The following is a 26040-nucleotide window of genomic DNA, read 5'->3' on the forward strand; positions in this document are numbered from 1 at the left end:
CGCACCGCGCGTGACGGCTGCTCAAGCACCTCCGGCGATCGAGCAGCGGGGGTCCGGGGCGGCGCCCCCGGAAAGGCGCCGGCCCCGGACCCCCGCTTCAGAGCCTCAGCGCCGGGCCACGCCCTCGGCCCGCGCGGCCGCGGCCACCGCGGCCGTGACGGCCGGGGCGACGCGCTCGTCGAACGGCGACGGGATCACGTAGTCGGCGGCCAGCTCGTCGCCCACCACGTCCGCCAGCGCGTTCGCCGCGGCGATCTTCATGCCCTCGGTGATCCGCGAGGCCCGCACCTGCAGCGCACCCGCGAAGATGCCGGGGAACGCCAGCACGTTGTTGATCTGGTTCGGGAAGTCCGACCGCCCGGTCGCCACGACGGCCGCGTACTTGTGCGCGATGTCGGGGTGCACCTCGGGCGTCGGGTTCGCCATGGCGAAGACGAACGCGCCGGGCGCCATCGAGGCGACCGCCGGCTCGGGGACCGTACCGCCGGAGACGCCGATGTAGACGTCCGCACCGGCCAGCGCGGACTCCAGGGTTCCGGTGAGGCCGGCCTTGTTCGTCAGCTCGGCCAGCTCCCGCTTGACGTCCGTGAGGTCCTCGCGGTCCCGGCTGACGATGCCCTTGCGGTCGGTGACGGCGACGTCACCGAGCCCTGCCTCCAGCAGGAACTTCGCGATGGCCACCCCGGCCGCACCCGCGCCCGAGATGACGGCGCGCAGCTCGCCGAGGCCCCGCCCGGACAGCTTCGCGGCGTTGCGCAGAGCGGCGAGCGTGACCACGGCGGTGCCGTGCTGGTCGTCGTGGAAGACCGGGATGTCGAGCCGCTCCTGGAGCCTGCGCTCGATCTCGAAGCACCGCGGTGCCGAGATGTCCTCCAGGTTCACACCGCCGAAGGACGGGGCGAGCCGGACGACGGTCTCGATGATCTCGTCCGTGTCGGTGGTCGCGAGCGCGATCGGCACCGCGTCGACGCCGCCGAACTGCTTGAACAGGATCGCCTTGCCCTCCATCACTGGAAGGGAGGCCTCCGGTCCGATGTCGCCGAGCCCGAGCACCGAGGTGCCGTCCGTCACGACGGCGACCACCTGTGACTTCCACGTGTAGTCGTGGACCAGCTCGGGATTCTCCGCGATGGCGCTGCACACCTTCGCGACGCCGGGGGTGTACGCGAGGGACAGGTCGTCCTTGTCCCGGATCGGGACGGTGGCCCGCACGGCCATCTTCCCGCCCCGGTGAAGCGCGAAGGCCGGATCGAACGGCTCGTCGGTCGCGCTGCCCGTGTTGCTGTCGCTGCGAGGATTGACGATCTCCGCTGCCATGGTGTTGACCCCTTAGGTATTCATCGTTTGAGGGTGGCCACTCCTGGTTGAGGAGGGGTGGGCGGGCACCGCGTACGTTCCCTGCGCTGGGCGATTGGCCCGCCCCGGCAGGGGGAGGTACATACGCGCGGGCGCGCCGCACACGCGCCCTGAGCCCCGGATGAGGGGTGTAAACGTCCTTCTTACCGGACAGGCGGCATCGCGGACGAGTCGATATGCCCACGGTGACGTGACTCATAGTGGGGCATACAGACAAGTCGGCCAGCCGACACGAAACCCGCCCAGAGCAGGTCCGGGGCAGGCGATCTTCCGGCAGGAAGAAGCGATTCCAGTGATAGGTCCGGCCTTGATGTGCCGGCCCGCTGGGTTCGGGGGTGTCCCGTTACCCGATTTTGACATGCGGTGCCCCCTGATTGGGCTAGTCCGAATGGCAAGATGCCGTAATCACACAAGGCGGCGACACCCGACGCCGTGTGCCATACCGCCTGGCGACACCACCCTCACCTGCCGGAGGAACCCGATCATGACCGCACGCACCACTCGTCGTACGACCGCGAAGTCCCGGATTGCCGCGGTCGGCGCCATCGCGGTCGCCGGCACCATGCTGCTGACCGCCTGTGGCGACCAGACGAAGAACGACTCCGGAGACTCCGCCTCGGCGAAGGCGAGCGACGGCGCTTCCGCCTCCTCCCCCGCCGACCTGCTCCCCGCGGACATCAAGTCCAAGGGCGTCATCAAGGTCGGTTCGGACATCGCGTACCCGCCGGTCGAGTTCAAGGACAAGTCCGGCAAGACGGTCGGCATCGACCCCGACCTCGCGGACGCGCTGGGCAAGGAACTGGGTGTGGAGTTCCAGTTCGAGAACGGCACCTTCGACACCCTGGTCACCGGTCTGCGCGCCAAGCGCTACGACCTGGCGATGTCGGCGATGACCGACACCAAGGACCGCCAGGAGGGCATCGACCCCGAGACGAAGAAGAAGGTCGGCGAGGGCGTCGACTTCGTCGACTACTTCACCGCCGGTGTCTCGATCTACACCAAGAAGGGCGACGACCAGGGGATCAAGACCTGGGCCGACCTCTGCGGCAAGAAGATCGCCGTCCAGCGGAACACCGTCTCGCACGACCTGGCCAAGGCCGAGTCCAAGAAGTGCACCGGCGGCAAGAAGATCGCCATCGAGCCGTACGACAACGACCTGCAGGCCCAGACCCGGCTGCGCTCCGGCGGGGCCGACGCCGGCTCCTCGGACTTCCCGGTCGCCGCGTACGCGGTGAAGACCTCGGGCGGCGGCAAGGACTTCCAGATCGTCGGCGACCAGGTCGAGGCGGCGCCGTACGGCATCGCCATCGCCAAGGGCAACGACCAGCTCACCAAGGCCGTCCAGGCGGCGCTGGAGGCGATCATCAAGAACGGCGAGTACGAGAAGATCATCGCCAAGTGGGGCGTGGAGGCCGGCGCGGTCACCGAGGCCAAGCTGAACGGCGGATCCTGACCGGATCCGGCGCTGAAAGGCATCAGCCGTGACTGACATCGAGAAGACGGGCCAGGCCGACCGGCTGCCCGCACCCCCCACACCGTCCGCGGGACCGGAGGCGATCAAGGCCATCCCGGTCCGGCACTACGGCCGGTACGTCTCGGCGGTCATCGCCATCGCCGCGCTCGTCGCGATCATCTACGCCTTCAGCCAGGGCAAGATCAACTGGGGCGCGGTCCCGGACTACTTCTTCGACGACCGCATCATCAAGGGGGTCGGCCAGACCCTGCTGCTGACCGTCCTGTCGATGGTGATCGGCGTGGTCGGCGGCATCCTGCTGGCCGTGATGCGCCTGTCGAAGAACCCGGTGACCTCGTCGATCGCGTGGTCCTACATCTGGTTCTTCCGCGGCACGCCGGTCCTGGTGCAGCTCTTCGTCTGGTTCAACCTGGGTCTGGTCTTCGAGTACATCAACCTCGGGCCGATCTACAAGGACTACTGGTCGAGCTTCATGACGCCGCTCCTGACGGCGCTGCTGGGCCTCGGCCTCAACGAGGCCGCGTACATGGCGGAGATCTGCCGCGCCGGTCTGCTCTCGGTCGACGAGGGCCAGACGGAGGCCTCGCACGCGCTCGGCATGAGCCACAGCAAGACGCTGCGCCGCGTCGTCATCCCCCAGGCGATGCGGGTGATCGTGCCCCCCACGGGCAACGAGGTCATCAACATGCTGAAGACCACGTCGCTGGTGGCGGCCGTGCAGTTCTACGAACTCTTCAAATACGCCCAGGACATCGGGCAGACATCCGGGGCCCCGGTGGAGATGTACTTCCTCGCCGCGGCCTGGTACCTGATCATGACCTCGGTGCTGAGCGTCGGGCAGTACTACCTGGAGCGGTACTACGCCCGCGGCTCCAGCCGGAGTCTGCCGGCCACCCCGATGCAGAAGATCAAGGCCAACATGCTGTCGCTGGGCCGCCCGAAGGGAGGCATGGCATGACCGCCATGGTGAAGGCCGAGGGCGTCCACAAGTCCTTCGGCGCCGCACACATCCTCAAGGGCATCGACCTGGAGGTCGCCCCGCGCGAGGTCTTCTGTCTGATCGGCCCGTCCGGCTCCGGCAAGTCGACGTTCCTGCGGTGCATCAACCACCTGGAGCAGATCAGCGCCGGGCGGCTGTCCGTCGACGGAGAGCTGGTGGGCTACCGCCAGAAGGGCGACAAGCTCTACGAGCTCAAGGACAGCGAGGTCGCGCTGAAGCGCCGGGACATCGGCATGGTCTTCCAGCGCTTCAACCTGTTCCCGCACATGACGGCCATCGAGAACGTCATGGAGGCGCCGGTCCAGGTCAAGGGCGAGTCCAAGGCGGTCGCCCGGGCCCGCGCGGAACGTCTCCTGGACCGTGTCGGCCTGTCCGACAAGGCGAAGAACTACCCCTCGCAGCTCTCCGGCGGACAGCAGCAGCGGGTGGCCATCGCCCGGGCGCTGGCCATGGAGCCGAAGCTGATGCTCTTCGACGAGCCCACGTCGGCGCTCGACCCGGAGCTGGTCGGCGACGTCCTCGACGTCATGCGCGGTCTCGCCGAGGACGGCATGACGATGATCGTCGTCACCCATGAGATGGGCTTCGCCCGTGAGGTCGGCGACGCGCTGGTCTTCATGGACGACGGCGTGGTGGTCGAGTCGGGCCACCCGCGCGACGTCCTGACCAACCCGCAGCACGACCGGACGAAGTCGTTCCTGTCCAAGGTCCTGTAGCTGCCGCACCACGCCGCGAGGGCGGTACGGACCATGCCGGTCCGTACCGCCCTCGCGTGCGTGGGCCCTACTTCTCCGGCAGCAGCTCCGGACTGAGCATCAGCGTCCGCAGCTGCGCCCGCGTCAGCGGCGGCGTCTTCAGCAGCGGCCCGAGCGCGGTGCCCGCCTCGAAGCCGGTGCTGTCGCGTACGGCCAGCTGCCCGCCGCCCTTCAGCGTCAGCCGGCCCACCAGCTCCGGACCCCACTGGGGCGTGCCGTCCCCGTAGTCCATGGCGTCGCTCCACATGGTGAGCACCCGCCCGTCGGGGAGTACCTCACGGACGCAGTCGGTACGGGCCGGCTCCCCCGCCCCCACCTTGCAGAGGTCGGTTTCCCGGGGGCGGTCCCCGGACTTCTTCGCCAGCGCCGCGGCGTTGCGGACATCGACGGTCAGATAGCCGACCCCGCCGTCGCGGCGGACCGCGTACTGCCCGTCCAGCGGCCCGTACGGATGCTCCGCGGCCTGTTCCGGTGTCGCGTGCTTGATGATGACGGCCAGCGACACCTGCTCCACCGAGCCGACGCCCCGGGGCAGCAGCTCGGTCAGTTGGCGGGCCCGCTCGCCGGTGGCGCCGGGCTTGGCCGGGGCCGCCACCGACGAGGTCCGCGGGCTCTGTTCCTGTCCCCCGGAGAGCCCCGGCACCACGAACGCACCGGCCGCCACCGCGCACACCGCCGTCGCCGACACCGCGGCCCGGCGGCGCCACCGCACCCGGGCCGCCCTGGCGTAGACCGCCTCCGTGCTGATGACCGGCGGCCCCGCGTCCTCCGCGGCCCGCCCCAGCAGCTCACGCACGTCGTTCATACCAATTCCTCCGCCATCTCGGCGCGCAGCGCCGCCAACCCCCGAGCCGCGTGGCTCTTGACCGTGTTCTCCCGCATCCCGAGCAGTCCGGCCGTGGCCTCGACGCTCAGGTCCTCCCAGTAGCGCAGCACCAGGACGGCCCGCTGCCTGGGCGTGAGCCGGGCGAGCGCCGCCCGGACCGCGAGGCCGGTGTCCGTGTCGGGTGCGTGGGCCGCCCGTTCGGGCAGTTCGCCGTACGACTGCTCGCGCCGCCAGAAGCGCCGGCGGGCCGCGATGAAGGTGTTGACCAGGGTCTTGCGCGCGTACGCCTCGATGTTGTCGAGCCGCCCGTGCCGCCGTCCGCCGAGCACCACCTTGACCAACGTCGCCTGGACCAGGTCCTCGGCCTCGTGCCGGTCGCCGCAGAGCAGGTACGCGCTGCGGAAGAGTGCGGTGCGTCTGCTCTCGACGAAGGCGTGCAGCGCGGCGTCGTCATCGCTCCGCATCGTCAGCGCCCCTCTCCGGGTCCGCGGGCGCGGACCGTCTCACCCTTCCAGTGCGGTGGGACCCGCGGCGGGTTGCGGCGAAGGGCGGACAAACGTGAAGGGGCGGCCCGGACCGTCGTCCGGGCCGCCCCTGGAGGCATGCTGGCGTCACTTCACCGCGAGCACCAGGCTGTCGGACGGCGAGGACCAGACGGCGCGGGCCTCGGCGAACCCGGCGGCGCGCAGGGTGGCGGCGTGCCACGCGGGGGACGGCATGTCGCCGTCGGCGTGCTCGCCGTAGATCGCGAACCGCTCGGCGGTGGGCCCGGCGAGCACCGGGTCCTTCGCGGCCAGGGCCCACCAGTCCGCCCAGTCCAGGGCTCCGGCGGCCCTGGCCCGGTCCATGGCGGCGTGACGGTGGGCGCGCTCGGCGGCGTTGATCCGGGGGGTGTCCGTATCGATCATGTGGTCGGCGTTCATGAACACCCCGCCGTCGCGGACGAGGCCGCCGAGCTGCTCGTAGAGCGTGGTGAGCGGTCCGCTGTGCAGCCAGTGCAGCGCGGTGGCGGTGAGGACGGCGTCGTACGAGTCGTGGGGCAGTCGGTCCGTCCACCGCGGGTCCTTGAGGTCCGCGGTCACGAAGGTGACGCGCTCGTCGCCCGCGAAGGAGCCGCGGGCGATGGCGAGCAGCGCGGGGTCGAGGTCGACGCCGGTGCTGGTGGCGTTCGGGAACCGCCGCAGCAGCCTGTCCGTAATACTTCCCGTACCGCACGCGAGGTCGAGCACCCGCGGTTCGGGGCCCGTGAGGGCCTCGACCATGTCGAGCATCACCCGGAAGCGTTCCTCGCGGTCGGGCATGTACCACTCCTGCTGCCGGTCCCAGCTCTCCTGCCAGGCCTGCCAGTCGGCACCCGTACCCGCACCCGCCCCTGTCTCCACCGTTCGCGCCGCCTTCGCCGTCTCCGTCACCCGAAACCCTCCACGCCACACATGTAATACCCTGGGGCCACAACAGCCCATTACATCACCGTCGCACCGACTCTAGACCGACGCCGTAAGGACTACAAGTGGAACTGGCCTATTACTCGGACTACGCCCTGCGCCTGGTCAACACCGAGGAGCCGGCCCGCAACAAGGACGCCCTCACCTCGGTCGACGCGGTGCGCGAGCTCTTCGGCGACAACGGACAGGCCGCGCGGCGGGCCACCGACGCGGACGTGACCCGCTTCCGTTCCGTACGGGCCCGGCTGCGCGCGGTCTTCGAGGCGGCCGACGGCGGCGACGAGACGCTCGCGGTCGACCTGCTCAACTCACTGCTGCTGGAGTTCCCGGTCAGCCCGCAGATCTCCGGCCACGACTTCCGGGACGCGGACGGGAAGCCGGACTGGCACATGCATCTCGCCGACCACCCGTCCAACGCCACGGCGGGCTACACCGCGATCGCCGCGATGGGCCTCGCCTTCCACCTGACGTCGTACGGCGTGGACCGGCTCGGGCTGTGCGAGGCGGCGCCGTGCCGCAACGCCTACCTCGACACCTCGACCAACCGCTCCCGCCGCTACTGCTCGGACCGCTGCGCGACCCGCGCCAACGTCGCCGCCTACCGGGCCCGGAAGCGCCTGGAGACGGAGCGCGCCGCCGACACCGGCCGCAGCGCGGACACCGCCCAGCCCACGACGCCGCGCACCGAGCGCTGATCCTTCGTCAGCGGCCGGTAGCGGGCCCGGACCCTGGCCAGCACGAGCTCCTCGGGCACGGTCCCGTAGTCCGTGCTGTCCCCGCCCGCGAAGCTGTTGTCACCCAGCACCCACCAGCCGCCGGCCCGCCGCTCCACCGCCCGCTTGACCACCAGCAGGTCCTGCTGGAACGGATGCCGCAGGATCACCACGTCACCGGGGCGCACCGGCGCCCCGTACTGCACGAGCAGCCAGTCCCCGTGGTGGAGCGTGGGCACCATGGAAGGACCCGTCACCTCCACCACCTGGAACGGCAGCCGCGCCGCCGGCCCCCGTCCGGCCTGCTCATCGGTCAGCTCCGGCACCTCCGGCACCTCCCGCATCTCTCCGGCACCTCCCCGGTCCGTCCAGTACACCGTCCCCCAACAGGGTTCCGTACATTCGGCCACTGGTCCCATAGTCACCCTGGACTTTTGGCCTAAGCCCATGGGGGCACCCGCAAATTAGGGCTTCTCACGGAGTAATGTCCCACCTGAGAAGACGATCACGAGGAAGGACAGCCCCATGCTTTCCCGCCTGTTTGCCCCCAAGGTGAAGGTCAGCGCCCACTGCGACCTCCCCTGCGGCGTGTACGACCCGGCCCAGGCCCGCATCGAGGCGGAGTCCGTCAAGGCCGTCCAGGAGAAGTACCAGGCCAACGAGGACCCGCACTTCCGGGCTCGCGCGGTGGTCATCAAGGAGCAGCGCGCCGAGCTCGCCAAGCACCACGTCTCGGTGCTGTGGAGCGACTACTTCAAGCCCCCGCACTTCGAGAAGTACCCGGAGCTGCACCAGCTGGTCAACGACGCCCTCAAGGCGCTGTCGGCCGCGAAGGGCTCCACGGACCCGGCCACGGGCCAGAAGGCGCTCGACCTGATCGCCGAGATCGACAAGATCTTCTGGGAGACCAAGAAGGCCTGATCCACGGTTGGGCCGTCTGACCTGCGTTTGCGCTGGTCATGTCGGCTACCTGTCCGCACCCGGTCTGCCGGACGCCGAGAACGGCGTCCATCGCGGACCGGGTGCGGTCTTTTTCGTCCGGCCACAGGTGCGCGTATGTGCAGCATCGCCACCACCACGAGCGGCCTTCCCCGGGTGAGACGCCGCTCCGTCACCTCGTCGGCCACCGAGTCGGCACCGCACTGCGCAAGGCTGTCAGGGAACTCATCCACGCCTCCAGCGAGCCGATGGCTCGCCATCGCCCTGCTCCTCCCCACCGTGCCTCTGCCTGCCCGACGAAGGGAAACTCGTGGCTCAGCAGACCGACGACCGCACCCCGGCCCTCAAGCCGGCACTCGACTCGATGACGCTGCTGGTCGCGGCCGTCATCGTCCACGACAAGACCACCAACCGCGTCGTCCTCCTCCAGCGCGGCGAGAACGCCAAGTTCGCCCGGGGGAGGTGGGACCTCCCCGTCGGCAAGAGCGAACCGGGCGAGCCCATCACCGAGACGGCCGTCCGCGAGCTCTATGAAGAGACCGGCCTCACGGTGGACCCCGGGTCCCTCACATTCGCCCACATCATCCACGGAGCCTGGGGCGTTGAGTCCCCCAATGGCTTCCTCACGGTCGTCTTCGCCACCCACGAATGGACCGGCGAACCCGAGAACCGCGAACCTCACAAGCACTCCCAGGTCCGCTGGATCAACGTCGACTCCATCCCCGGGGACTTCGTGGACGCCACCTCAAACGCCCTGCACCGATACCTCGGGGGCGGCCCGGACGTCTCCCTCCACGGCTGGTGACAGAGGCTCGCCGCTACTCGTCGGAAAGGTGTACGTGCCCGGGTGCGGTTTGCCCGGTTCAGCCGCGCAGCACGCGTTCCGCCGTCTCCCTGACGACGTCGGCCAGGGCGCCCGGAGCCGTGAGGTGGGCGATGTGTCCCTGGCCCGGGAGTGTGACGACGTGTGCGTCGGGCAGGGTCGCCGCCAGGTCGGAGACGCGTTCGCGCAGGTGGGCCGGGCTGAGGTCGCCCTCGATCAGGGTCGTCGGTGTACCGAGGGCCGCGAACCGGTCGATGCCGACGCCGAGCGCGTCGAGTGCCTCGTCCTCGGCGATCTGCGCCGGCGCGTAGGCCGCGAACGCCGCCTGCACGCGTACATCGGCGAACATCTCGTCCACCGTGCTCGCGGGCATCCGGACGATGTCGCGCATGTGGATCCGCATCGCCTCGACGGGGTCGCCCGCGTCCAGGGCGGCCCGGGCGCGTGCCCCGGCCTCCCCCGCGAGCAACTCGCGGGTGGGCATCGGGGGTTCGTAGAGGAGGAGGCCGGCGAAGGCGTCCGGAGCGATCAGTGCGGCCTCCAGCGCCGCTACGGCGCCCGAGGAGTGTCCGACGAGCAGCACCGGGGAGTCGAGGAGCTCCCGTACGGCGACGATGTCGGCCGCGTCGAGGGCCATCGAATGGGGCAGCACGACGTCCGCCCCGGGGGCGTAGATCCGCCGGTGGATCCTGACGACGCGGAAGTCGTCGGTCAGGCGGCCCGCGACGGCGGCCCATGTCGTGGCGTCGCTGCCGCCCGGGTGGACCACCAGCAGGGTGGGCCCGGTGCCCTCGTCCAGGGCGGTGACGGGGTGACCGTCACCGGATACTGCGAGAAGTTCAGTCATGGTGCGAGCCTGCCCCGGCCCTCCGACACCGCGCCGACCTCTCCGGCAGCCCCCCGACACGGCGCCGACAGAACGCCGATGAAGGGAAGACGGGCGGAGGGGCGAGGGTCGGGGTATCCCCCGTGTTCTTCCGGATGACCGCCCCATCGCACGGGGTCACGCCTCACCGACATCCTGGGCTGCGTGCACAGGCGTTCACCGCTTCCGCGATGGCCGCCCGGTGCGATTCCCGCCGCACACGCCCCTCACGATCCAGGAGGCACACATGATCAAGCGCACCCGCGTACTGGCCGGCGCACTCACCCTGACGATGGCGGCCGTTGTCGCGGCGGCCGGGCCGGCCACCTCCGCGGTCGCCGCCGGCGCGCACGACGACGCTCGACTGCGTACGGTCATGGACCGGTTGACGACGGTCGACGGCGGACCCGGAGCGCTCGTCGACGTACGGAACCGGCGCGGCAGCACCGTACTGACCAGCGGTGTCTCGGACATCGTGAGCCGGGCTCCGGTCGACCCCCGGAGCAGATTCAGGATCGGCAGCATGACCAAGCCGTTCGTGGCGACCGTCATGCTCCAACTGGCCGGAAAGCACCGCGTCGACCTCGACGCGCCGGTCGAGCGCTACCTGCCCGGTCTCGTCCGCGGCCACGGGGACGCCGTGGAGGGCGGCAGCGACGGGAGGGTGATCACCGTCCGTCAGCTGCTCCAGCACACCAGCGGGCTGCCCGACTACCTCGAACACCTCAACCCGCAGGAGATTTTGGAGGATCCGCTGGCCCACCGCGACACCCGCGAGCTGGTCGACGGCGCGCTCGCCCACCCCTCCGAGTTCGATCCGGGCAAGGAGTGGCGCTACTCCAACACGAACTACCTACTGGCCGGGATGATCATCGAGAAAGTGACCGGCCGTACGTACGGCGAGGAGATCCACCGGCGCATCATCGCCCCCCTCGGGCTGGCCGCGACCTCCGCGCCGGGTGACTCCCCCGCGATCCCCGGTCCGCATCCGCGCGGCTACGTCCGGCCGGGCGAGGACGCCCCGTTGGTGGACCTCACCGCGTTCAACCCGTCGGTCGCGGGTGCGGCGGGCGGGATGATCTCCAGCGGCGACGACGTGAACACGTTCCTGGACGCGCTCCTGGGCGGCAGGCTGCTGCGCCCGGCACAGCTCAGGGAGATGATGACGACCCGGCGGACCGGCGACCCGGGCCGGGCGTACGGCCTCGGCCTGGAGAGCAGGCGGCTGCCCTGCGGCGGCCTCGCCTGGGGACACACCGGCGACGTCTTCGGATTCGAGACGGCGAGCGGCGCCACGGTCGACGGCAGGCAGGCGACGGTCATGGTGAATCTCGACCCGGGTGGTTCGGACGCGCAGAGCGACGACATGCAGCGGGCCATCCGTACGGCGCTCTGCGCGAAGCCGTCCGCGCACTCCCGCTAGCCACAGGAGAGCCGCCGGTCCCGCCGAAACGCAGCGAAGCCCGGCCGCTCCTCGCGGCCGGGCTTCGCTCCACCCCGTCACACCCGGGCGCCGCTCCTCGCGCGCCGCGGGGCCAGGAACGCTCCGGCGAGCAGCGCGCCGGCCAGGACCAGCGCGGAGTTGGCCAGGATCGCGACCGAGACCCCGGAGAGGACGCCCTCGGGTCCCGGGTCGCCGAGCGCGGACATCCGGGCCGTGGCGATCGCGCTCATGACCGGGATGCCGAGGGTGATGCCGACCTGCTGGGTCATCGTGGCGAGGCCGGTGGCCAGGCCCTGTTCGTCGTCGGGGAGGCCGGACGTCGCGGTGACCATGAAGCCGACGATCATCAGCATGTTGCCGACGCCCCCGACGAACGTGGCCGCCAGCAGGAGCCAGATCCAGGCTCCGGAGGTGCCGAGCGCCACCAGCGAGAGCGTGGCGACCGCCTGGACGACGCCGCCGGCGACGATGGTCGTCCGGTTGCCGAAGCGGCCCACGGCCCGGCCGCCGAGCGTGCCGCCGATCACGGTGCCGATGCCCAGGACACCGAACGCGAGACCGGTGGCCAGCGGCGAGTAGCCGAGGACCTCCTGGAGGTAGAGCGTCAGCAGGAAGACCAGCGAGGTCTCGGTGACGAAGGCGATCAGACCGGTGGCGTTGCCCCAGATGACGCTGCGGCGCTTGAGGATGCGTACGGGGACGAGCGGGGCGGCCGCCTTCTTCTCGACGAACCAGAAGGCGATGAGCAGCGCGACGCCGGCGAGCAGCGCGACCAGGGTGGTGGGGGTGGTCCAGCCGGTCGCACCGGCCTGCGTCAGTCCGTAGACGAGGAGCAGCAGGCCGCCGGTGACGGTCGCGGCGCCGGGGACGTCGAGGCGGGGGCGGGCGGCGGGGCGCGAGTCGGTGATGACGGACGGGGCGAGGGCTACGACGAGGGCGGCGACGGGGACGTTGACGAAGAAGGCCCAGCGCCAGGAGAGCAGATCGGTGAGGAGGCCGCCGAGGATGGCGCCCGCGGTGAAGCCGGCGGACATCAGGGCCCCGTTGAGGCCGAGGGCGCGTTCGCGCAGCGGGCCCTCCTTGAACGCCGTGGTCAGCAGGGCGAGTCCGGCCGGGGTGACGGCCGCGGTGGCGAGACCCTGGAGGACCCGTGCGGTGAGCAGGACCTCGGGGGAGGTCGCGAGGCCGCCGAGCGCCGAGGAGAGGCCGAGGACGACCATGCCGCCCACGAAGAGGCGCTTGCGGCCGACGAGGTCGGCGATGCGGCCGAACAGGAGCGTGAAGCCGGCGGCGGCCAGGGCGAAGGAGGTGGCGATCCACTGGAGGTTCGGGAGGGAGAAGCCGAGGCCTTCGCCGACGACCGGCAGAGCGACGTTCAGGATCGAGAAGTCCACGGCGATCATGAACTGGGCGCCGAGGAGGAGGGCGAGGACGAGCTTCTGCCGTCCGGTCATCCGGGGGGCGGCCGGCGGGGCCGCGGCCTTGGCTGTGGTGGTGCGTGACGGGGTCTGGCTGGGTGCGGACATGGTCGCCCTTCCTCGGACGGGAGTTTTAACGGTTCTGCGGTTCCGTTAAGATGGGATGACCGTAGCAGAGGAACTGCCATTAATGGAACTGGAGACCCGTTATGACGTCGGAGAGCTCGGAGATCATGGAACCCGGCACGGTCCGGCCCGGCGGGCGCACCGCCCGGGTCCGCGAGTCCGTCCTGCGCGCGGCCGGTGACGCGCTGGCCGAGCAGGGCTTCGACCGGCTCGACCTCGCCGATGTCGCGCGCCGCGCGGAGGTCGGCAAGACGACCGTCTACCGGCGCTGGTCCACCACCACCGGTCTGATCGCGGACCTGCTCGACGACATGGCCGAGCAGTCCTCGCCGCGCACCCGGACCGGCTCTCTGGCCGAGGACCTCAGGGCCAACGCCCGGCTCGTGCTCCGCACGCTGACCGATCCCCGCCAGGGCGCCCTGTTCCGGTCCGTGATCGCGGCGGCCACCTGCGACCCGCGCACGGCACAGGCCCTGCACCGGTTCTACGCGGTCCGCATCGAGGAGTGGTCGGGCTGTGTCACCGAGGCCGTCGAACGCGGCGAACTCCCCGCGGGCACCGATCCGGACGAGGTGATCCGCGCCGTCTCGGCCCCCCTCTACTACCGCCTGCTGGCCAGCGGCGACCCGCTCGACGAGGCGGCCGCCGACCGCGCGGCCGAGGCGGCGGTCGTGGCGGCGAAGGCCGGTACGTACGTGAGGTGACCCGGGCGAAGTCTTCGGACCGCCGCGCGTACGCGATCCGCGGCCATGCCGCCCGCGGTCAGACCGCCCGCAGCCGGGCCGCCCACGGGTGGCCGGCGCCCTCGGCCAGCGTGATCGTCTCGGTCAGCCAGGCGCGCCGGTCGTCGCCGAGTACGGGCAGTACGGCCTCGAAGTCCTGCTCGTCCTTGGGCCGCCGGGACCGCGACTTGTAGAGGAGCTGGACCTCGGGCGCGAGGTAGGGGACACCGTCGTCCGACACCCTGCCGAGCCGGTCCAGCGGGAGCCGGATCCGCGGGTCGCGGCGGAACACCCAGTCGCCGTCCTCCGTGTCGTCGAGCATGAACTGCACCCGCCACGGCTCGTCCGGACCCGGCCGGCACCAGATGTCGTGGACCTGCGGCGGCAGCGTCTCGCCCGGGAGCCAGGGCCGCAGCGTGCCCGGCGGGTCGGCGGCCCACCACTGCCAGTCCGGCAGGACGCGCTGGACGGCCGACTGGTCGCGGCGCAGCAGGAGTACGTCGACGTCGCCGTGGTCCCGGTAGGCGCGGCCCACGGCCAGTTCGACCGCGTACCCGCCCGCGATCCACCACGGGGTGCGCAGCGGGGCGAGCAGCCGTACGGCGTCCGTGAGCGGCATCGGGTCCCAGGGCCCCCAGGGGGTTTCCGTGCGCACCGGCCGTCAGCCCGGGGTGAGGAGGTGGCGGTAGCTGTTCGGGTGTTCCCGCAGGTACGTGGCCAGGCTCGTCGCGGGCCTGCCGGTGAGCCTCGGCACGGCGTCCGAGACCGTGGCCATCTCCCCGGCCGCGATGGCCTCGTACGACGTCACCCAGCCGGCCAGCTCCCAGTCCGGAGCTCCGTAGCGGGACCGCGAGGCGTAGGCCTCCTCACGGGTCTCCGGGACATAGGTGACGGCCCGTCCGGTGACCCGGCTCAGCTCATCGGCCGCCTCGGCGAGGGTGAACGCCTCGGGACCTGTCAGGTCGTACGTCTCCCCGTCGTGGGACGGGCCGGCGGGGTCGGTGCCGGCCAGCAGGACCGCGGTCGCGGAGTCGGCGATGTCCTCGTGGGAGACCGCCGCGACCCTGCCCTCGCCGCCCGGTCCGCGCAGCACGCCGTCGGTGCCGGTCATCGCCGGGAGGCCGGCCAGGTACCAGCTGTCGCGCAGGAAGGTGTGCCGGACACCGGAGGCGCGGATGTGCGCCTCGGTGTCCCAGTGGTCCCGGGCGAAGGTGAACGTCGCGTCGGGCGCGGCGCCCAGAAAGGAGACGTACACGATCCGTTCGACACCCGCCGCGACGGCCGCGTCCACCGCCGTCATGTGCTCGCGCACCCGGTCCGGGCTCTCGTGCGCCGACACCAGGAACAGCGTGTGCGCCCCGGCCAGGGCCCGGCGCATGGCCTCCCCGTCCCCGTAGGGCGCGGGTGGCGCGGTGTCGGCGCCGGGCAGTTCGGGCAGCCGGGACGGGTCGCGGCCGAGGAGCCGTACGGGGACGCCGGCCCGGGTCAGCCGCTGCGCGACCCGGCCGCCGAGCGCTCCGCTCGCGCCGGTGACGGCGGTGAGGGGACCGTGCGTGACAGCGCCGGAATCCTGTGTGCGGTCAGTGGGGTTCATGCCGGGTTGCCTTCCTTGCGTGGCCAGGGGCGCACCTCCACGACCGCCTCGACCGGCAGCGGTCCGTAGATGTGCGGGAACTCCTCGCCGCCGGGTGCGGCCGGCTCGTACCGCACGGGCGCCGGCAGCCGTTCGGTGTCGATGACGAGGACCACGAGGTCCTGGTCACCGGCTCCGGCCCGGCTTCCGGCGCCGTACAGCATCTCGGCCACAGCGGCGAGCTGGTGCGGCAGCGAGCAGTGGATGAAGCCCTCTTCGTGCAGGGTGCGGCCGCGGGTGGACATCTCGTACGTCCCGATCCCGCGGGCCGCCTCCCACAGAGGGCCTTCGGTGAGGTGCAGCAGTTCGGCCATGGGCCAAAACTAGCCGCGCCGGCGCGACCTCCGGGCCACCAGCGTGGCCGCCGATCCGGCGACCAGCAGGGCCGCGGCGATTCCGCCGATCACCCATTCACCGCCGCGCGCACCGGTGTCCGGGAGTTCTCCCCCGGGGTGGGGCGGCCGGTGGGACCAGCTGTGCGTCGGGGTCGGCTGCGGACCCGGCGTCGACTCCGAGGGGGACGGTCCCGGGGTGTCGGTCGGAGTGGGCGTGGGTGTGGGCGAGTCCGTCGGGGTCGGGGTCGGTGTGGGCGTCGGGGAGTCGGTCGGGGTCGGTGACGGCGACGGATCCTCTCCGCAGTCCGGCAGATCACCCTCGAACGGGTAGGCGTGCAGCTCCTGGCCGCCCGACTCCCCCTCCGACGTGTGGGTCAGCGAACCGGCGCTGTAGAAGCGGCCGTTGGTGCCGCTGATCGCGACGGTCGCCAGACTGGACTGCTGGCCGATCAGCACGCTGCCCTGGAACTGTCCGGTGCCCTTCAGCCCGATCGCGGTCGCGTCCGGGAAGTTCCACAGCAGGTGCTCGCGGAGCCCCGACTGCGGGAGCGAGCCCATGTAGGTGCTGATGTTGCGGGTGGTGCCGTAGACGTTGACCAGCACGGTCGCGCCGTCCGGGATGTCACTGAAGGTGATGCCCCCCTGGCCGCCCGCCGCCGTGGTCAGATCGGCGTCGACCGCGAAGACCTGGAGGGCGGAGGTGCCGTCGCCGGTGAAGGAGGTCTCCGAACCGTCCGTCCGCACCGTGCCGTTCGCCGGGCGCCTGTGGTCCTCGTTGTCGTCGTACGCGTAGCAGTGGCTGGCCGCCGTCAGCTCGTCGCGCAGCGCGCTGTACGGATCGGTGGCGTCGGGGTCGTGGACGGTGGTGGGGCTCACCGTGCCGCTGAGTCCCTGGGCGTAGCGCACCACGCCGTGGTTCGGCCCCTCCTCCGCGAGGAGGCGCTGCCCGCTGACGACGGTCAGGTCGCCGCCCACCGTCAGGTAGTCCGAGTCGTTGGGCGGCGGCACCCGGGATCCCCCGCCGGCGACACCGACGTTGTAGATCTGCGAGACCCCTGCCCGCTTGTTCATGTCGAACCGGCCGAGGCCGACGACCTTGCCCTCGGCCTCCGCCGCGGCTTCCCTGACCAGGAAGTCGCCGCCGACGAAGATGTTGATGTTGCTGTCGTGGTACACGACGGGGTCACTGTTCGGATCCGGCCAGACGGGAGGGCAGTCGTCCCCCAGGCAGGGACCGAGTCCGCCGGGCAGCGGGTCGGCGGCAGCGGTGGGAGCGAACGCCCCCACCATGACTGCCGCTGCTGCCACCGTCACCGCCACGCGGTGGTTTCTGCCGCTTCTGCGCTTTTTTGTTCCCATACAGCGCAATATGAAGCTTTACTGCGGATTCATCGGGCATGCCACGCCGGGCGGCGGCCCACGTACGCCGAGTGCCGTCAGCCCGCCAGCAGCTTCGCCTCGGTCGCCGGGTCGAGGCCGGTCGGCGGACGGTCGGCGCGCTGCGGTGCCGTACCGCCGATGTCGCACAGCCACGCCCAGGTGTCCGCGACCGTCTCCTCGACCGGCCGGCAGCGCAGCCCCGCGGCATGGGCACGGCCGACATCGCCCTGGTGGAGGGTGTCGTACAGCTCCCCCGGCGGCAGCCAGACCGGCAGGTCGGTCCAGGGCTCGACGCCCGCCGCCAGGATCCGGCCGCTGTCGGTCCAGCGCAGCTCGGCATCGGAACCGGTGGCGCGCACGCACGCGTTCAGCAGCTCGCCCATCGTGGTGTGCCCGGGGCGGCTGACCAGGTTGTACGGGCCGTGCAGTCCCGCTTCCGCGGCGTCCAGCATCCATGCGGCGAGGTCGCGCGCGTCGATGTACTGCAGGGCGGCATCCGGCCTCCCGGGCGCGAGCACGGGGCCGCCGCGGGCGATCCGTGTCAGCCACCACGGCAGCCTGCCGACGTTCTCCCAGGGGCCGATGACCAGCCCCGCGCGGGCCAGGACGGCCCGGTCGCCGAAGGCGTCCAGCACGGCCAGTTCGCCGCCGCGCTTGGCCAGGGCGTACGGGACGTCGTCACCGGCGTCCGGCGAGGCGCCCTCCACCAGCGGGCCGTCCTCGTCCAGGCCGGCCGGTGCCGGGTAGTCGTACACGGACCGGCTGGAGACGTACACATAACGTGCGGCCCGGCCCGACAGCAGCCGCGCCGCGTCCCGTACGGCCGAGGGCGCACCGCTCCAGGTGTCGACGACCACGTCCCACGTGTGCGTGCCGTCCCCGGGCGGTGCGACGGCGGCGAGCGCGGCCAGACCGCCCTCCTCGGTACGGTCGCCGAGCAGTTCGGCCACGCCCGGCGGGGGTGCGTGGCGGCCGCGGTGGAACACCGTGACCTCCCAGCCGCGTGCGAGCGCGGACTCGGTAACGGCTCTGCCGACGAACTCCGTACCACCCAGTATCAGAAGCCTCATGTCCCCGACCCTGCCCGGCCGCGGCCCGCTCCGGACCGGACCTCGCTCTCGGCTGAATCACCCGCCGGGGCCCATGAGGTGCCGGAACGCTCAGGAGAGGGCGAGCGGGCTGCGGTTGCGCAGCAGCCACTGGTGATACCCGGCCGCCCGCCGGGCCGCTTTCCGGTAGGCGGTCTCCAGTTCGCCGTACACCGCCGTCATGTCGGCGCCCGGCCGGGAGACCAGCAGCAGGCGCACGGCGAGCGGGTCGTCGCGCAGCGGGCGGATCGCCATGTCGTCGCGCGGGCCCGAGGTGGGCTGGCACGGCGCCACCGCCTCACCGAGGACGACGAGCGAGGCGGCGGTGAGGTAGTCGCCGTGCAGCACGGTCGGCGCGACGCCGGCCGCACCGAACACCCGTCGCAGGCCGTCCCATTCGCCGTCCACCGTGGGGTCGACCATCCACCGGTCGGCGGCCAGGTCGGCGAGGTCGACGACGGACAGCGAGGCCGCCGGGTGGTCGCGGGCCATGGAGATGAACTGCGGTTCGCGGTCCACCAGCACCCGCTGATCCAGGCCGTCCGGAACGGACAGCGGGCAGCCCTCCACCTCGTGGACGAAGGCCACGTCGAGCCGGCCCTCCCCGACCGCGCGCAGCAGCGCGTGGGCGGAGACGTCGACCCGCAGCGAGATGTCCGTGCCGGGCAGCCGGAGCCGCAGTCCGCGCAGCCAGTCGCCGATCACCCTGCTCGCGGTGCAGCCGATCCGCAGCCGCGGTCCGCCGGCCCGGGCGGCGTCCGCCTCCGCCCGTGCGTCGGTGACCAGTGCGCTCATGCCGTCGACGAGGGGACGGGCCCGGCTGAGGACGGCGCGGCCCAGCAGGGTGGGCCGGCAGCCGGTGCGTCCGCGGCTGAACAGTTCGGCGCCCAGCGCGTTCTCGATCCGGCGCAGCTGAGTGGTGAGCGAGGGCTGGCTGACGCCCAGTCTGCGGGCCGCCCGGTGCAGGCTCCCGGTGTCGGCGATGGCGCACAGCGCCCTGAGGTGCCTCACCTCAAGCTCCATGCTGCCGAGGGTAGGGCGGCGCGGCCGTGCCGCACCAGACGCCGCAACCCCATCAAATCCCGTTAATTCCGCGACTGTTGGTGTGTCCGACACCGGGTGTGCGACTGCGGGGTCCGGGCGGGCGATAGGGCGGCGTTATCACCGGTTGGCATCATCCGCACGGGCTCCGGCTCCCTGACACTCGCTGCGTACCGCCCCCGTCCATGTCCGATGACCGGACGGGTTCCTCTGACAGGTAACTGGTAGGAGACACCCCCCATGAGACACCCCAGGACCGTCATGTCGGCCGTGCTCGGCCTCGGCTTCGGCCTCGCCGCCGCGCTGGGCACCGCCCCCGCGATCGCCTCCGCCTCCCCGGCTCCCGCCGCTCCCCCCACCTCCACCGTCCAGTCCGCGTACACGTCCACCGCCGGATCGCACGAGAGCGCCGCCGCCAACAAGGCGTTCTTCGAAGCGGTGGCGAAGTCGGTGGCCGAGAAGCGGGCCGCCCAGCCGGGCGTCCAGGCCGTCACCATCGTCTACAGCACCGCCAACGCGCCCAGCTTCCGCACGCAGATAGCCAACAGCGCGCAGATCTGGAACAGCTCGGTCTCCAACGTCCGGCTGCAGGAAGGCTCCAACGCCGACTTCACGTACTACGAGGGCAATGACCCGAGCGGCTCGTACGCGAGCACCGACGGTCACGGCAACGGCTACATCTTCCTCGACTACGCGCAGAACCAGCAGTACGACTCGACCCGGGTCACGACCCACGAGACCGGGCACGTCCTCGGCCTGCCGGACCACTACTCGGGCCCGTGCAGCGAGCTGATGTCGGGCGGGGGCCCCGGCCCGTCCTGCACCAACCCGTATCCGGACTCCAATGAGCGCAGCCAGGTGAACTACCTCTGGCAGAACGGCTTCGCGGCCGCTCTCGCCCGCGCCGGTTCCTGATTCCCGACCGCGCCGACGGGGCCACCTCGCAGGACGGGGTGGCCCCCTTCGCGTGACGGGGCGCCGGCCGCGCCGGGGGTCATCCGGCGGCGAGCTCGGTACGGACGAGGGCCAGCAGTTCGTCCTCCGTCATGCCGAGCTCGCGGGCCTCGCCGACCATCTCGCGCACCCGGTCCAGGAGTCTGGCGCGGTGCGGGGAGGCGTTCTGGGCGACGACGGCGCCGCGACCCCGCCGCAGTTCGATCAGCCCTTCCTCGCGCAGCCGCTGGTAGCCGCGCAGGACGGTGTGCACATTCACGCCGAGCGATTCGGCGAGGACCCGGGCGGCGGGCAGCCGCTCGCCGGGAGCCACCGCCCCGTCGGCGACGGCACGGCGCACACAGGCCGCGATCTGGTCGCCGAGCGGCACGGTGGAGGTGGGGTCGACCCGGAAGAGCATGGTCAGTGGTCCGTTCGGCGCTGGTCGATCAGGGTGTTGAGGAGAGCAGCACCGGTGGCCGAGTCGTCGACGGTCACCGCGAAGTCCCGGCCGCCGGCCAGGCGTGCCACGATCCCCTCACCGGAGCGGATCATGACGCCGGTGCGTCCCGGCCGGATCCGGTACCCCCAGCCGCCGTACTCGGCCAGCGGGTTGATGTCCCGGCTGACCGCCGTCTCTATCCGGTCGAGCGGTACCCGGACGCGTGGCCACGGCAGCATCCCGGAAACGGTGATCCCCCGCCGGTCCACGGTCACGTACGGGCGGGCGAAGGCCGCCAGGAGCAGCCCGAAGAGCAGGGCCGGAATCGCGGCGGTCCAGCCCGCGGTGAAGAGCAGGGCGACGCCTGCGGCGCACGTCACGAACGCGACGGGCGTCAGCCACCAGGCCCCGGCACTGCGCGCCCACCCCGCCACCTCCCCGGTCGCCAGCGTGATCCGCTCCCCGCCCCCGGCCCCGCCGTCCCCGTCCGGAACCTCTCCGGCCGGCTCTTCCGGTACGGGAAGGAGGGCGGCGAGCAGCAGCCCGAGACCGAAGGCGAGCGCGCCGGCTCCCAGCGCCGCGGCCAGGTGCCACAGGGGGAACGAGACGTCCTGGGCGCGGCCCCGCGCATCCACGGCGGCGTCCACGTTGATCAGCAGGACCACCGCCATCACGTAGCCCAGGAATCCGGCAACCGCCCAGCCGGAGGCGATCACCCCGCGGTGGGCCCGCCCCCGGAACTTCCCGCCGGCGGCCATCAGCGTCCACAGCGCCCCCATGCTGATGAGCAGCACCGTGGTGACGACCACGTACTCGGTCCGGCCGGCATGGTCGTCAGCCCTGCCGTTGCCCACGAAATGGCTGGCCAGCTGCGCGGGCAGCCGGTCTCGACGGGTCGCGAAGAGGATCAGGTCGACGGCGAGGGCGAGCAGGAACGGCAACGCTGCGAGGGCGGCGCGGCCTGCGTTCTTCCGGTTCATCTTAACCTCCATTGTTCGCATACTAGTAGAACAATGAGAGAGTGCAATGGCTGTGTGGATACGGCTGCTCGGTTATCCGCGCGGAAACGACGGACCGGCCCGACGGTGTCATGCCGTCGGGCCGGTCCGGAGAAGCGAGGAGAGCGGAAGAGGTGGGGAGGAAGGGGTGCGTAAGAGGTGGGGAAAGCCGGAAGGGCGGAAGGGGGGGGTCAGGCCGTTTCGAGCGGGAACGCGCCCCGGTGGCCGGTGCCCGCGCCCGCGACCGGGCGCGGCTCGAACTCCCGGCAGCTCCAGACCTCCTGGACGAATCCGCTGCGCCGGTCCCACAGGTCGAGGACGTCGTCCTCACCGTCCGCCCCGCGGTAGGCCTCCTTCGCGCCCCGGAAGCAGGCGAGACCGCCGGACAGCCCGCGGCCGGGCGCCGGGAAGTAGTCCGAGAAGGCGCACGCGATACAGGTCCGGAGCCGGATCCCGGGCGGCAGCGCCCGCTGGATGGTGGCGAGCGCGGCCCCGAAGTCGCTCTCGGCCCGGTGCGACCGGAAGGCCGCTCCGCCGTACCGCAGCTCCAGATAGAGATACGGATCGGGCCTGCGCAGCGACAACAGGCAGCTCAGCGTGGCCTGGTGGACCTCACCGTCCGCGGTGACCGGGAACGGCAGGTCCCATTCCAGGACGCAGTCGTTCAGCACACCGTCCGCGAGGGCGAACATCCCGCTCTCCGGCGGCATGCCCGCCACCGGGCACAGGGCGCCGAAGCTCTCGCCCTCGAAATCGACTCCCCGGACGCGGAGGCGGAGTTGCTGTCCGTCGGTGGTGAGGATGACGGCATCGGAGCCCTGTCGGTCCCGGTACCACCCTGCCCACGACTCATCTGTCATGGGCAGGGACTGTAGCCCGTGCCGCGGACACTCCCCGTGCCGCCCTCCGCTTCCTCGCCCGGCCCCTGTGACCTCGGTTGATCCTCACGGCACCTCGCCCCGCTCCCTTCCCTTGATCCTCGACGCCCGCACGCCCCGTTCTCGTCCCGCATTCGTCCGGCTCTCGTCCTGCTCTCCTTGCTCCCTTCCCAACCCCTTTCCCTCATCCGCTCCCCCGTTCCTTGCGCCCACCCCGGTCCGCCCGCAGGGCGTCCGCGGGGCATCCGCGGGGCCCCCGCGTCCGCCGTCCGCCCTCAACCGGCGTACTTCCTGGTGGTGTTGAGGGCGTACGGGTTCCGCAGGGGCCGCTCGCTCCCTCCTCGGCGCCCCCGCGCCGGGGCAGCCGTCGCGTCGGCCGTCAGCTCAGCTCTCCCTCGCCCCTCCCTTCGTCTCGCCGCGACCGCATGCGTGTACGGCCGGGCAGCCGGTGTGTCCGCCGCCTCCCCTCCGTACGCCGGTCAGTGCGTCCGGCGGGTGACGAACTCCGCCAGGGCCAGCAGATCGCCCGCCGCCGAAAGGTCGGGGACGGCCCGGGACAGGTGGTGCACCGCGCGGGCCATCCGGTCCGCGGCGCAGATCTGCGCCCAGTCACGGCCGCCCGCCCGGTCCACGGCGTCGGATGCGCGGCTCACCTCGGCGGCCGTGTTCATCGGGCCCCGGTAGAGCGCGGCGAGCTCCGCCGCCGCCGGGGTGCCCGAGGTCAGCGCGGCCACCACGGGCAGCGACTTCTTGTGGGCGGAGAGGTCCGCCCCGACCGGCTTCCCGGTCTGGGAGGGGTCGCCCCAGATGCCGATCAGGTCGTCGATGAGCTGGAACGCCAGTCCGGCCTCCCGGCCGAAGCCGTCCATCGCGCCGACGGCACGTTCCTCCACGCCCGCGTAGAGCGCGCCCAGCGCGCACGCACAGCCGAGCAGGGCTCCCGTCTTGGCCGTGGCCATGGTGAGGCACTCGTCCAGCGAGACCTCGTCAGGTCCGCGCTCCTCGAAGGCGCAGTCGGCCTGCTGGCCGGCGCAGAGCTCGATGACGCAGGTGGAGAGGCGGGCCGAGGCGCGGGCCGACACGGACCGGGCGTCCTCGGCGAGGAGCCGCTGGGCCAGGGCGAGCATGGCGTCGCCCGCGATGACGGCGTCCGGGATGCCGAAGACCGTCCAGGCCGTGGCCCGGTGGCGGCGGGTGCGGTCCTCGTCGATGACGTCGTCGTGCAGCAGGGTGAAGTTGTGGGCCAGTTCGACCGCGACGGCCGCCCGCACGGCTTCTCGCGGGTCACCGCCGAGCGCCCGGGTGGCGGCCAGGACGAGCGCGGGTCTGATCGCCTTGCCGGCGCCGCCCGCGGCCGGGCTGCCGTCGGCGTGCTCCCAGCCGAAGTGGTACATCGCGACGCGCCGGATCGAGCCCGGCAGTGAGGCGACCGCGGCCCGCAGGTGCGGATCGACGAGGGTCCGGGTGTACTCCAGGAGCGCCGCGGCATCGTTGCCCTCGGTGGCGGCGGCGTCGGTACGGGTCATGGTCAATCGGTCACCCCGGTCGTTGCCGTCCCCGGCCCCGGTGGCTGTCGCCCCGGGGCCGGGGACGTGGGTGGTCACTGTGGTGCGCCGGCTGCGGCCGACGGGGCCCGGACCCGGCAGGTCCGGGCCCCGTGGACTCACCGCCAGCGGCTGACCTCGACGTTCTCCAGGACGCCGAGGGCGTCCGGGACCAGAACGGCCGCCGAGTAGTAGGCCGTCACGAGGTAGGAGATGATCGCCTGCTCGTCGATCCCCATGAAGCGGACCGAGAGGCTGGGTTCGATCTCGTCCGGGATGCCCGTCTGCTGGAGCCCGATGACGCCCTGTTCGGCCTCGCCGGTCCTCATACAGATGATCGACGTGGTGCGGGCGTCCGTGACCGGGATCTTGTTGGACGGGAAGATCGGGACCCCGCGCCAGGCCGGCACGTGCTGGCCGCCGACGTCCACGCTCTCCGGCACCAGGCCGCGCTTGTTGCACTCGCGGCCGAAGGCGGCGATGGCCCTCGGGTGGGCGAGGAACAGCTTGGATCCGCGGCGGCGCGAGAGCAGTTCGTCCATGTCGTCGGGGCTGGGGGCCCCGTCGTGCGGCTGGAGCCGCTGCCCGTAGTCGCAGTTGTTGAGCAGGCCGAACTCCCGGTTGTTGATGAGCTCGTGCTCCTGGCGCTCGCGCAGCGCCTCGACCGTGAGCCGCAACTGCTGCTCGGTCTGGTTCATCGGCTGGTTGTAGAGGTCGGCGACCCTGCTGTGGACCTTCAGAACGGTCTGCGCGACGCTCAGTTCGTACTCGCGGGGCGCCGACTCGTAGTCCACGTACGTGTGCGGGACGACGGCCTCGCCGACGTGGCCCGCGGAGAGGTCGATCTCCGCCTCGCCGTAGTTGTTGGTGCGCTGGTGCGGGATGGTGAGCAGCCCCGCGAGGTGCGTGCGCAACGGCTCGGACCGCTCGGCGAGGTTGAGCACGTCGGCCCGCCGCAGGGTGAGGACCGTGCACGCCGTGACGGCGCGGGCCGTGTACTCCCAGACGGCGTCGCCCTCGATGAGGGAGTGGTCGCCGAAGTAGGCCCCGTCCGCATGGACGCCGAGCACCGTCTCGTCCCCGTACTGCCCGGTGCCGATCTTCTCGACCTTGCCGTGCGCCAGCAGGAAGACCCGGTCCGCCGCCTCCCCGGCCGTGGCCAGGAGCTGTCCGGCGGAGATGTCGCGCTGCTCGCACCGCCTGGCGAGTTCGGCGAGGGCCTCCTCGTCCCCGAAGTCCCTCAAGGCCGGAAGCTCACCGAGCTCGGCGGGGATGACCGAGACCCGGTCCCCCGTCTGTACGAAGGTCACCCGGCCGTCCCCGACCGAGTAGCTCAGCCTGCGGTTCACCCGGTATGTGCCGCCCTGCACCTGGACCCACGGCAGCATCTTCAGCAGCCACCGTGAGGTGATCTCCTGCATCTGCGGAGCGGACTTGGTGGTCGTCGCGAGGTTCCGCGCGGCTGCCGTGCCCAGACTCTGCTGCGGCGGCACCTGCGCGTTCTGAACCTCTTCACCAACGGACATCTGTCGTCCTCTCGATTCATCGGCTGACCTGCAGAAGAAGCCTTTCAGCATGGAGACTCGGCACGCCATTACACAAAAGAGTGTGACTAATCGGGCTTTGGGCTGGGCACAACGCTGCGCGATGCCCGCCTCTGCGGCCCGCTGCCCTTCATGCGGGCCGTGCGGACCCAGTTGCTCCCCAGGGGGTCCCGGTGCCCGGCATCCACCACGCGGTGTCCGGCCCCGCGCCGTGGCTCGCCCAGGGCTGAACCACCCTGCGGCGCGCCCGGAATTGACCGGATCGGCTCGCACAACGCCCGAACAGGGCCCCGCAATCTCCCCGTAACTGGTCCGGGA

General features: G+C 71.7%; 27 protein-coding genes. 9 read left to right on the forward strand and 18 right to left on the reverse strand.

Annotated elements, in window-relative coordinates; translation table 11 throughout:
- Positions 1–105: 105 nt before the first annotated feature.
- Positions 106–1317 (reverse strand): NADP-dependent malic enzyme, encoded by a 1212-nt coding sequence (locus tag OG521_12755; GenBank protein WUW21611.1) that lies wholly within the window; start codon positions 1315–1317, stop codon positions 106–108.
- A gap of 523 nt (positions 1318–1840) precedes the next feature.
- Between OG521_12755 and OG521_12760 the strand changes: the two genes are divergently transcribed.
- Genes OG521_12760 through OG521_12770 form a run of 3 tightly spaced genes read left to right on the forward strand, consistent with a single transcriptional unit; the run spans position 1841 to position 4546 of the window.
- Positions 1841–2809: an ABC transporter substrate-binding protein gene (locus OG521_12760; GenBank protein WUW21612.1), complete on the forward strand. Its 969-nt coding sequence runs from the start codon at positions 1841–1843 to the stop codon at positions 2807–2809.
- 28 nt (positions 2810–2837) lie between these two features.
- Entirely contained in the window at positions 2838–3788 is a 951-nt protein-coding gene (locus OG521_12765) for an amino acid ABC transporter permease (protein WUW21613.1), read from the forward strand.
- Positions 3789–3793: 5 nt separating this feature from the next.
- Positions 3794–4546: an amino acid ABC transporter ATP-binding protein gene (locus OG521_12770; protein WUW26661.1), complete on the forward strand. Its 753-nt coding sequence runs from the start codon at positions 3794–3796 to the stop codon at positions 4544–4546.
- Positions 4547–4613: 67 nt separating this feature from the next.
- Here OG521_12770 and OG521_12775 read toward each other — a convergent pair whose 3' ends face one another.
- The 3 genes from OG521_12775 to OG521_12785 form a co-directional block, all read right to left on the reverse strand.
- Positions 4614–5390: a hypothetical protein gene (locus tag OG521_12775; GenBank protein ID WUW21614.1), complete on the reverse strand. Its 777-nt coding sequence runs from the start codon at positions 5388–5390 to the stop codon at positions 4614–4616.
- The gene (locus OG521_12780) at positions 5387–5875 is read right to left on the reverse strand and encodes a SigE family RNA polymerase sigma factor (GenBank protein ID WUW21615.1); all 489 of its coding nucleotides are present in this window, start codon (positions 5873–5875) and stop codon (positions 5387–5389) included. The genes OG521_12775 and OG521_12780 overlap by 4 nt, the downstream gene beginning before the upstream one ends.
- Positions 5876–6022: 147 nt before the next feature.
- A complete protein-coding gene (locus OG521_12785) occupies positions 6023–6712 on the reverse strand; it encodes a class I SAM-dependent methyltransferase (protein WUW26662.1) in 690 nt (229 codons plus the stop codon).
- A 209-nt stretch (positions 6713–6921) separates the two neighbouring features.
- Here OG521_12785 and OG521_12790 point away from each other — a divergent pair, with 209 nt between their 5' ends.
- A complete protein-coding gene (locus OG521_12790; protein WUW21616.1) occupies positions 6922–7551 on the forward strand; it encodes a CGNR zinc finger domain-containing protein in 630 nt (209 codons plus the stop codon).
- On the opposite strand, the gene sodX is transcribed toward OG521_12790, so the two are convergent.
- Positions 7455–7913, reverse strand: a complete 459-nt coding sequence (gene sodX / locus OG521_12795) for a nickel-type superoxide dismutase maturation protease (GenBank protein WUW21617.1) — start codon at positions 7911–7913, stop codon at positions 7455–7457. The two genes, OG521_12790 and sodX, sit on opposite strands and share 97 nt — an antisense overlap.
- 181 nt (positions 7914–8094) lie before the next feature.
- On the opposite strand from sodX, the gene sodN reads away from it, so the two are divergent.
- Both sodN and OG521_12805 read left to right on the forward strand, forming a co-directional pair.
- Complete coding sequence (gene sodN, locus OG521_12800; protein WUW21618.1) at positions 8095–8490, forward strand: superoxide dismutase, Ni; 396 nt, start codon at positions 8095–8097, stop codon at positions 8488–8490.
- Positions 8491–8818: 328 nt separating this feature from the next.
- Entirely contained in the window at positions 8819–9313 is a 495-nt protein-coding gene (locus OG521_12805) for an NUDIX domain-containing protein (GenBank protein ID WUW21619.1), read from the forward strand.
- Between the two features lie 58 nt (positions 9314–9371).
- On the opposite strand, the gene OG521_12810 is transcribed toward OG521_12805, so the two are convergent.
- Positions 9372–10178 (reverse strand): alpha/beta hydrolase, encoded by an 807-nt coding sequence (locus OG521_12810; protein ID WUW21620.1) that lies wholly within the window; start codon positions 10176–10178, stop codon positions 9372–9374.
- Positions 10179–10443: 265 nt separating this feature from the next.
- Between OG521_12810 and OG521_12815 the strand changes: the two genes are divergently transcribed.
- A complete protein-coding gene (locus tag OG521_12815; protein ID WUW21621.1) occupies positions 10444–11619 on the forward strand; it encodes a beta-lactamase family protein in 1176 nt (391 codons plus the stop codon).
- 77 nt (positions 11620–11696) lie between these two features.
- On the opposite strand, the gene OG521_12820 is transcribed toward OG521_12815, so the two are convergent.
- The gene (locus OG521_12820; protein WUW21622.1) at positions 11697–13166 is read right to left on the reverse strand and encodes an MFS transporter; all 1470 of its coding nucleotides are present in this window, start codon (positions 13164–13166) and stop codon (positions 11697–11699) included.
- A 101-nt stretch (positions 13167–13267) separates the two neighbouring features.
- Between OG521_12820 and OG521_12825 the strand changes: the two genes are divergently transcribed.
- Positions 13268–13888, forward strand: coding sequence for a TetR/AcrR family transcriptional regulator (locus OG521_12825; protein WUW21623.1), 621 nt, complete (start codon positions 13268–13270; stop codon positions 13886–13888).
- Positions 13889–13946: 58 nt separating this feature from the next.
- On the opposite strand, the gene OG521_12830 is transcribed toward OG521_12825, so the two are convergent.
- The 6 genes from OG521_12830 to OG521_12855 form a co-directional block, all read right to left on the reverse strand.
- Complete coding sequence (locus tag OG521_12830) at positions 13947–14525, reverse strand: amino acid transporter (GenBank protein WUW21624.1); 579 nt, start codon at positions 14523–14525, stop codon at positions 13947–13949.
- A gap of 42 nt (positions 14526–14567) precedes the next feature.
- A complete protein-coding gene (locus OG521_12835) occupies positions 14568–15500 on the reverse strand; it encodes an SDR family oxidoreductase (protein ID WUW21625.1) in 933 nt (310 codons plus the stop codon).
- Positions 15497–15853 carry a DUF952 domain-containing protein gene (locus OG521_12840; GenBank protein ID WUW21626.1) on the reverse strand — a complete coding sequence of 119 codons (357 nt, stop codon included), beginning with the start codon at positions 15851–15853 and terminating at the stop codon, positions 15497–15499. Before OG521_12840 ends, OG521_12835 begins: the two co-directional genes overlap by 4 nt.
- Positions 15854–15862: 9 nt before the next feature.
- Complete coding sequence (locus OG521_12845; protein ID WUW21627.1) at positions 15863–17182, reverse strand: choice-of-anchor A family protein; 1320 nt, start codon at positions 17180–17182, stop codon at positions 15863–15865.
- A 128-nt stretch (positions 17183–17310) separates the two neighbouring features.
- On the reverse strand, positions 17311–18324 hold the full coding sequence (locus OG521_12850) for an NAD-dependent epimerase/dehydratase family protein (GenBank protein WUW21628.1): 1014 nt from the start codon (positions 18322–18324) through the stop codon (positions 17311–17313).
- A gap of 90 nt (positions 18325–18414) precedes the next feature.
- A complete protein-coding gene (locus OG521_12855; protein WUW21629.1) occupies positions 18415–19365 on the reverse strand; it encodes a LysR family transcriptional regulator in 951 nt (316 codons plus the stop codon).
- Between the two features lie 258 nt (positions 19366–19623).
- Here OG521_12855 and snpA point away from each other — a divergent pair, with 258 nt between their 5' ends.
- The gene (snpA, locus tag OG521_12860; protein ID WUW21630.1) at positions 19624–20298 is read left to right on the forward strand and encodes a snapalysin; all 675 of its coding nucleotides are present in this window, start codon (positions 19624–19626) and stop codon (positions 20296–20298) included.
- Positions 20299–20377: 79 nt separating this feature from the next.
- Here the strand turns inward: snpA and OG521_12865 are convergent, their stop codons facing one another.
- From OG521_12865 to OG521_12885, 5 genes are all read right to left on the reverse strand, one after another.
- Complete coding sequence (locus tag OG521_12865; protein WUW21631.1) at positions 20378–20737, reverse strand: GntR family transcriptional regulator; 360 nt, start codon at positions 20735–20737, stop codon at positions 20378–20380.
- Between the two features lie 2 nt (positions 20738–20739).
- Positions 20740–21738, reverse strand: a complete 999-nt coding sequence (locus tag OG521_12870; GenBank protein ID WUW21632.1) for a DUF1648 domain-containing protein — start codon at positions 21736–21738, stop codon at positions 20740–20742.
- A 209-nt stretch (positions 21739–21947) separates the two neighbouring features.
- Positions 21948–22616 carry a DUF6304 family protein gene (locus OG521_12875; GenBank protein WUW21633.1) on the reverse strand — a complete coding sequence of 223 codons (669 nt, stop codon included), beginning with the start codon at positions 22614–22616 and terminating at the stop codon, positions 21948–21950.
- A gap of 497 nt (positions 22617–23113) precedes the next feature.
- Positions 23114–24160 carry a family 2 encapsulin nanocompartment cargo protein polyprenyl transferase gene (locus OG521_12880; protein ID WUW21634.1) on the reverse strand — a complete coding sequence of 349 codons (1047 nt, stop codon included), beginning with the start codon at positions 24158–24160 and terminating at the stop codon, positions 23114–23116.
- Positions 24161–24297: 137 nt separating this feature from the next.
- Entirely contained in the window at positions 24298–25704 is a 1407-nt protein-coding gene (locus OG521_12885; protein WUW21635.1) for a family 2B encapsulin nanocompartment shell protein, read from the reverse strand.
- Between the last annotated feature and the right edge of the window lie 336 nt (positions 25705–26040).

The sequence above is a fragment of the Streptomyces sp. NBC_01463 genome (genome assembly GCA_036227345.1).
In the GTDB taxonomy this organism is placed as follows: Bacteria; Actinomycetota; Actinomycetes; order Streptomycetales; family Streptomycetaceae; genus Streptomyces.

What these genes read in the sequence shown, in the direction of transcription:
- OG521_12875 (WUW21633.1), bottom strand. Translation starts at nt 22,616, where the DNA reads ATGACAGATGAGTCGTGGGCAGGGTGGTACCGGGACCGACAGGGCTCC.
- OG521_12870 (WUW21632.1), bottom strand. Translation starts at nt 21,738, where the DNA reads ATGAACCGGAAGAACGCAGGCCGCGCCGCCCTCGCAGCGTTGCCGTTC.
- OG521_12760 (WUW21612.1), top strand. Translation starts at nt 1,841, where the DNA reads ATGACCGCACGCACCACTCGTCGTACGACCGCGAAGTCCCGGATTGCC.
- OG521_12885 (WUW21635.1), bottom strand. Translation starts at nt 25,704, where the DNA reads ATGTCCGTTGGTGAAGAGGTTCAGAACGCGCAGGTGCCGCCGCAGCAG.
- OG521_12810 (WUW21620.1), bottom strand. Translation starts at nt 10,178, where the DNA reads ATGACTGAACTTCTCGCAGTATCCGGTGACGGTCACCCCGTCACCGCC.
- OG521_12830 (WUW21624.1), bottom strand. Translation starts at nt 14,525, where the DNA reads ATGCCGCTCACGGACGCCGTACGGCTGCTCGCCCCGCTGCGCACCCCG.
- OG521_12825 (WUW21623.1), top strand. Translation starts at nt 13,268, where the DNA reads ATGACGTCGGAGAGCTCGGAGATCATGGAACCCGGCACGGTCCGGCCC.
- OG521_12755 (WUW21611.1), bottom strand. Translation starts at nt 1,317, where the DNA reads ATGGCAGCGGAGATCGTCAATCCTCGCAGCGACAGCAACACGGGCAGC.
- OG521_12840 (WUW21626.1), bottom strand. Translation starts at nt 15,853, where the DNA reads ATGGCCGAACTGCTGCACCTCACCGAAGGCCCTCTGTGGGAGGCGGCC.
- OG521_12775 (WUW21614.1), bottom strand. Translation starts at nt 5,390, where the DNA reads ATGAACGACGTGCGTGAGCTGCTGGGGCGGGCCGCGGAGGACGCGGGG.
- OG521_12850 (WUW21628.1), bottom strand. Translation starts at nt 18,324, where the DNA reads ATGAGGCTTCTGATACTGGGTGGTACGGAGTTCGTCGGCAGAGCCGTT.
- OG521_12880 (WUW21634.1), bottom strand. Translation starts at nt 24,160, where the DNA reads ATGACCCGTACCGACGCCGCCGCCACCGAGGGCAACGATGCCGCGGCG.
- OG521_12780 (WUW21615.1), bottom strand. Translation starts at nt 5,875, where the DNA reads ATGCGGAGCGATGACGACGCCGCGCTGCACGCCTTCGTCGAGAGCAGA.
- OG521_12785 (WUW26662.1), bottom strand. Translation starts at nt 6,712, where the DNA reads ATGCCCGACCGCGAGGAACGCTTCCGGGTGATGCTCGACATGGTCGAG.
- OG521_12835 (WUW21625.1), bottom strand. Translation starts at nt 15,500, where the DNA reads ATGAACCCCACTGACCGCACACAGGATTCCGGCGCTGTCACGCACGGT.
- OG521_12820 (WUW21622.1), bottom strand. Translation starts at nt 13,166, where the DNA reads ATGTCCGCACCCAGCCAGACCCCGTCACGCACCACCACAGCCAAGGCC.
- OG521_12865 (WUW21631.1), bottom strand. Translation starts at nt 20,737, where the DNA reads ATGCTCTTCCGGGTCGACCCCACCTCCACCGTGCCGCTCGGCGACCAG.
- OG521_12815 (WUW21621.1), top strand. Translation starts at nt 10,444, where the DNA reads ATGATCAAGCGCACCCGCGTACTGGCCGGCGCACTCACCCTGACGATG.
- OG521_12770 (WUW26661.1), top strand. Translation starts at nt 3,794, where the DNA reads ATGGTGAAGGCCGAGGGCGTCCACAAGTCCTTCGGCGCCGCACACATC.
- sodX (WUW21617.1), bottom strand. Translation starts at nt 7,913, where the DNA reads ATGCGGGAGGTGCCGGAGGTGCCGGAGCTGACCGATGAGCAGGCCGGA.
- snpA (WUW21630.1), top strand. Translation starts at nt 19,624, where the DNA reads ATGAGACACCCCAGGACCGTCATGTCGGCCGTGCTCGGCCTCGGCTTC.
- sodN (WUW21618.1), top strand. Translation starts at nt 8,095, where the DNA reads ATGCTTTCCCGCCTGTTTGCCCCCAAGGTGAAGGTCAGCGCCCACTGC.
- OG521_12855 (WUW21629.1), bottom strand. Translation starts at nt 19,365, where the DNA reads ATGGAGCTTGAGGTGAGGCACCTCAGGGCGCTGTGCGCCATCGCCGAC.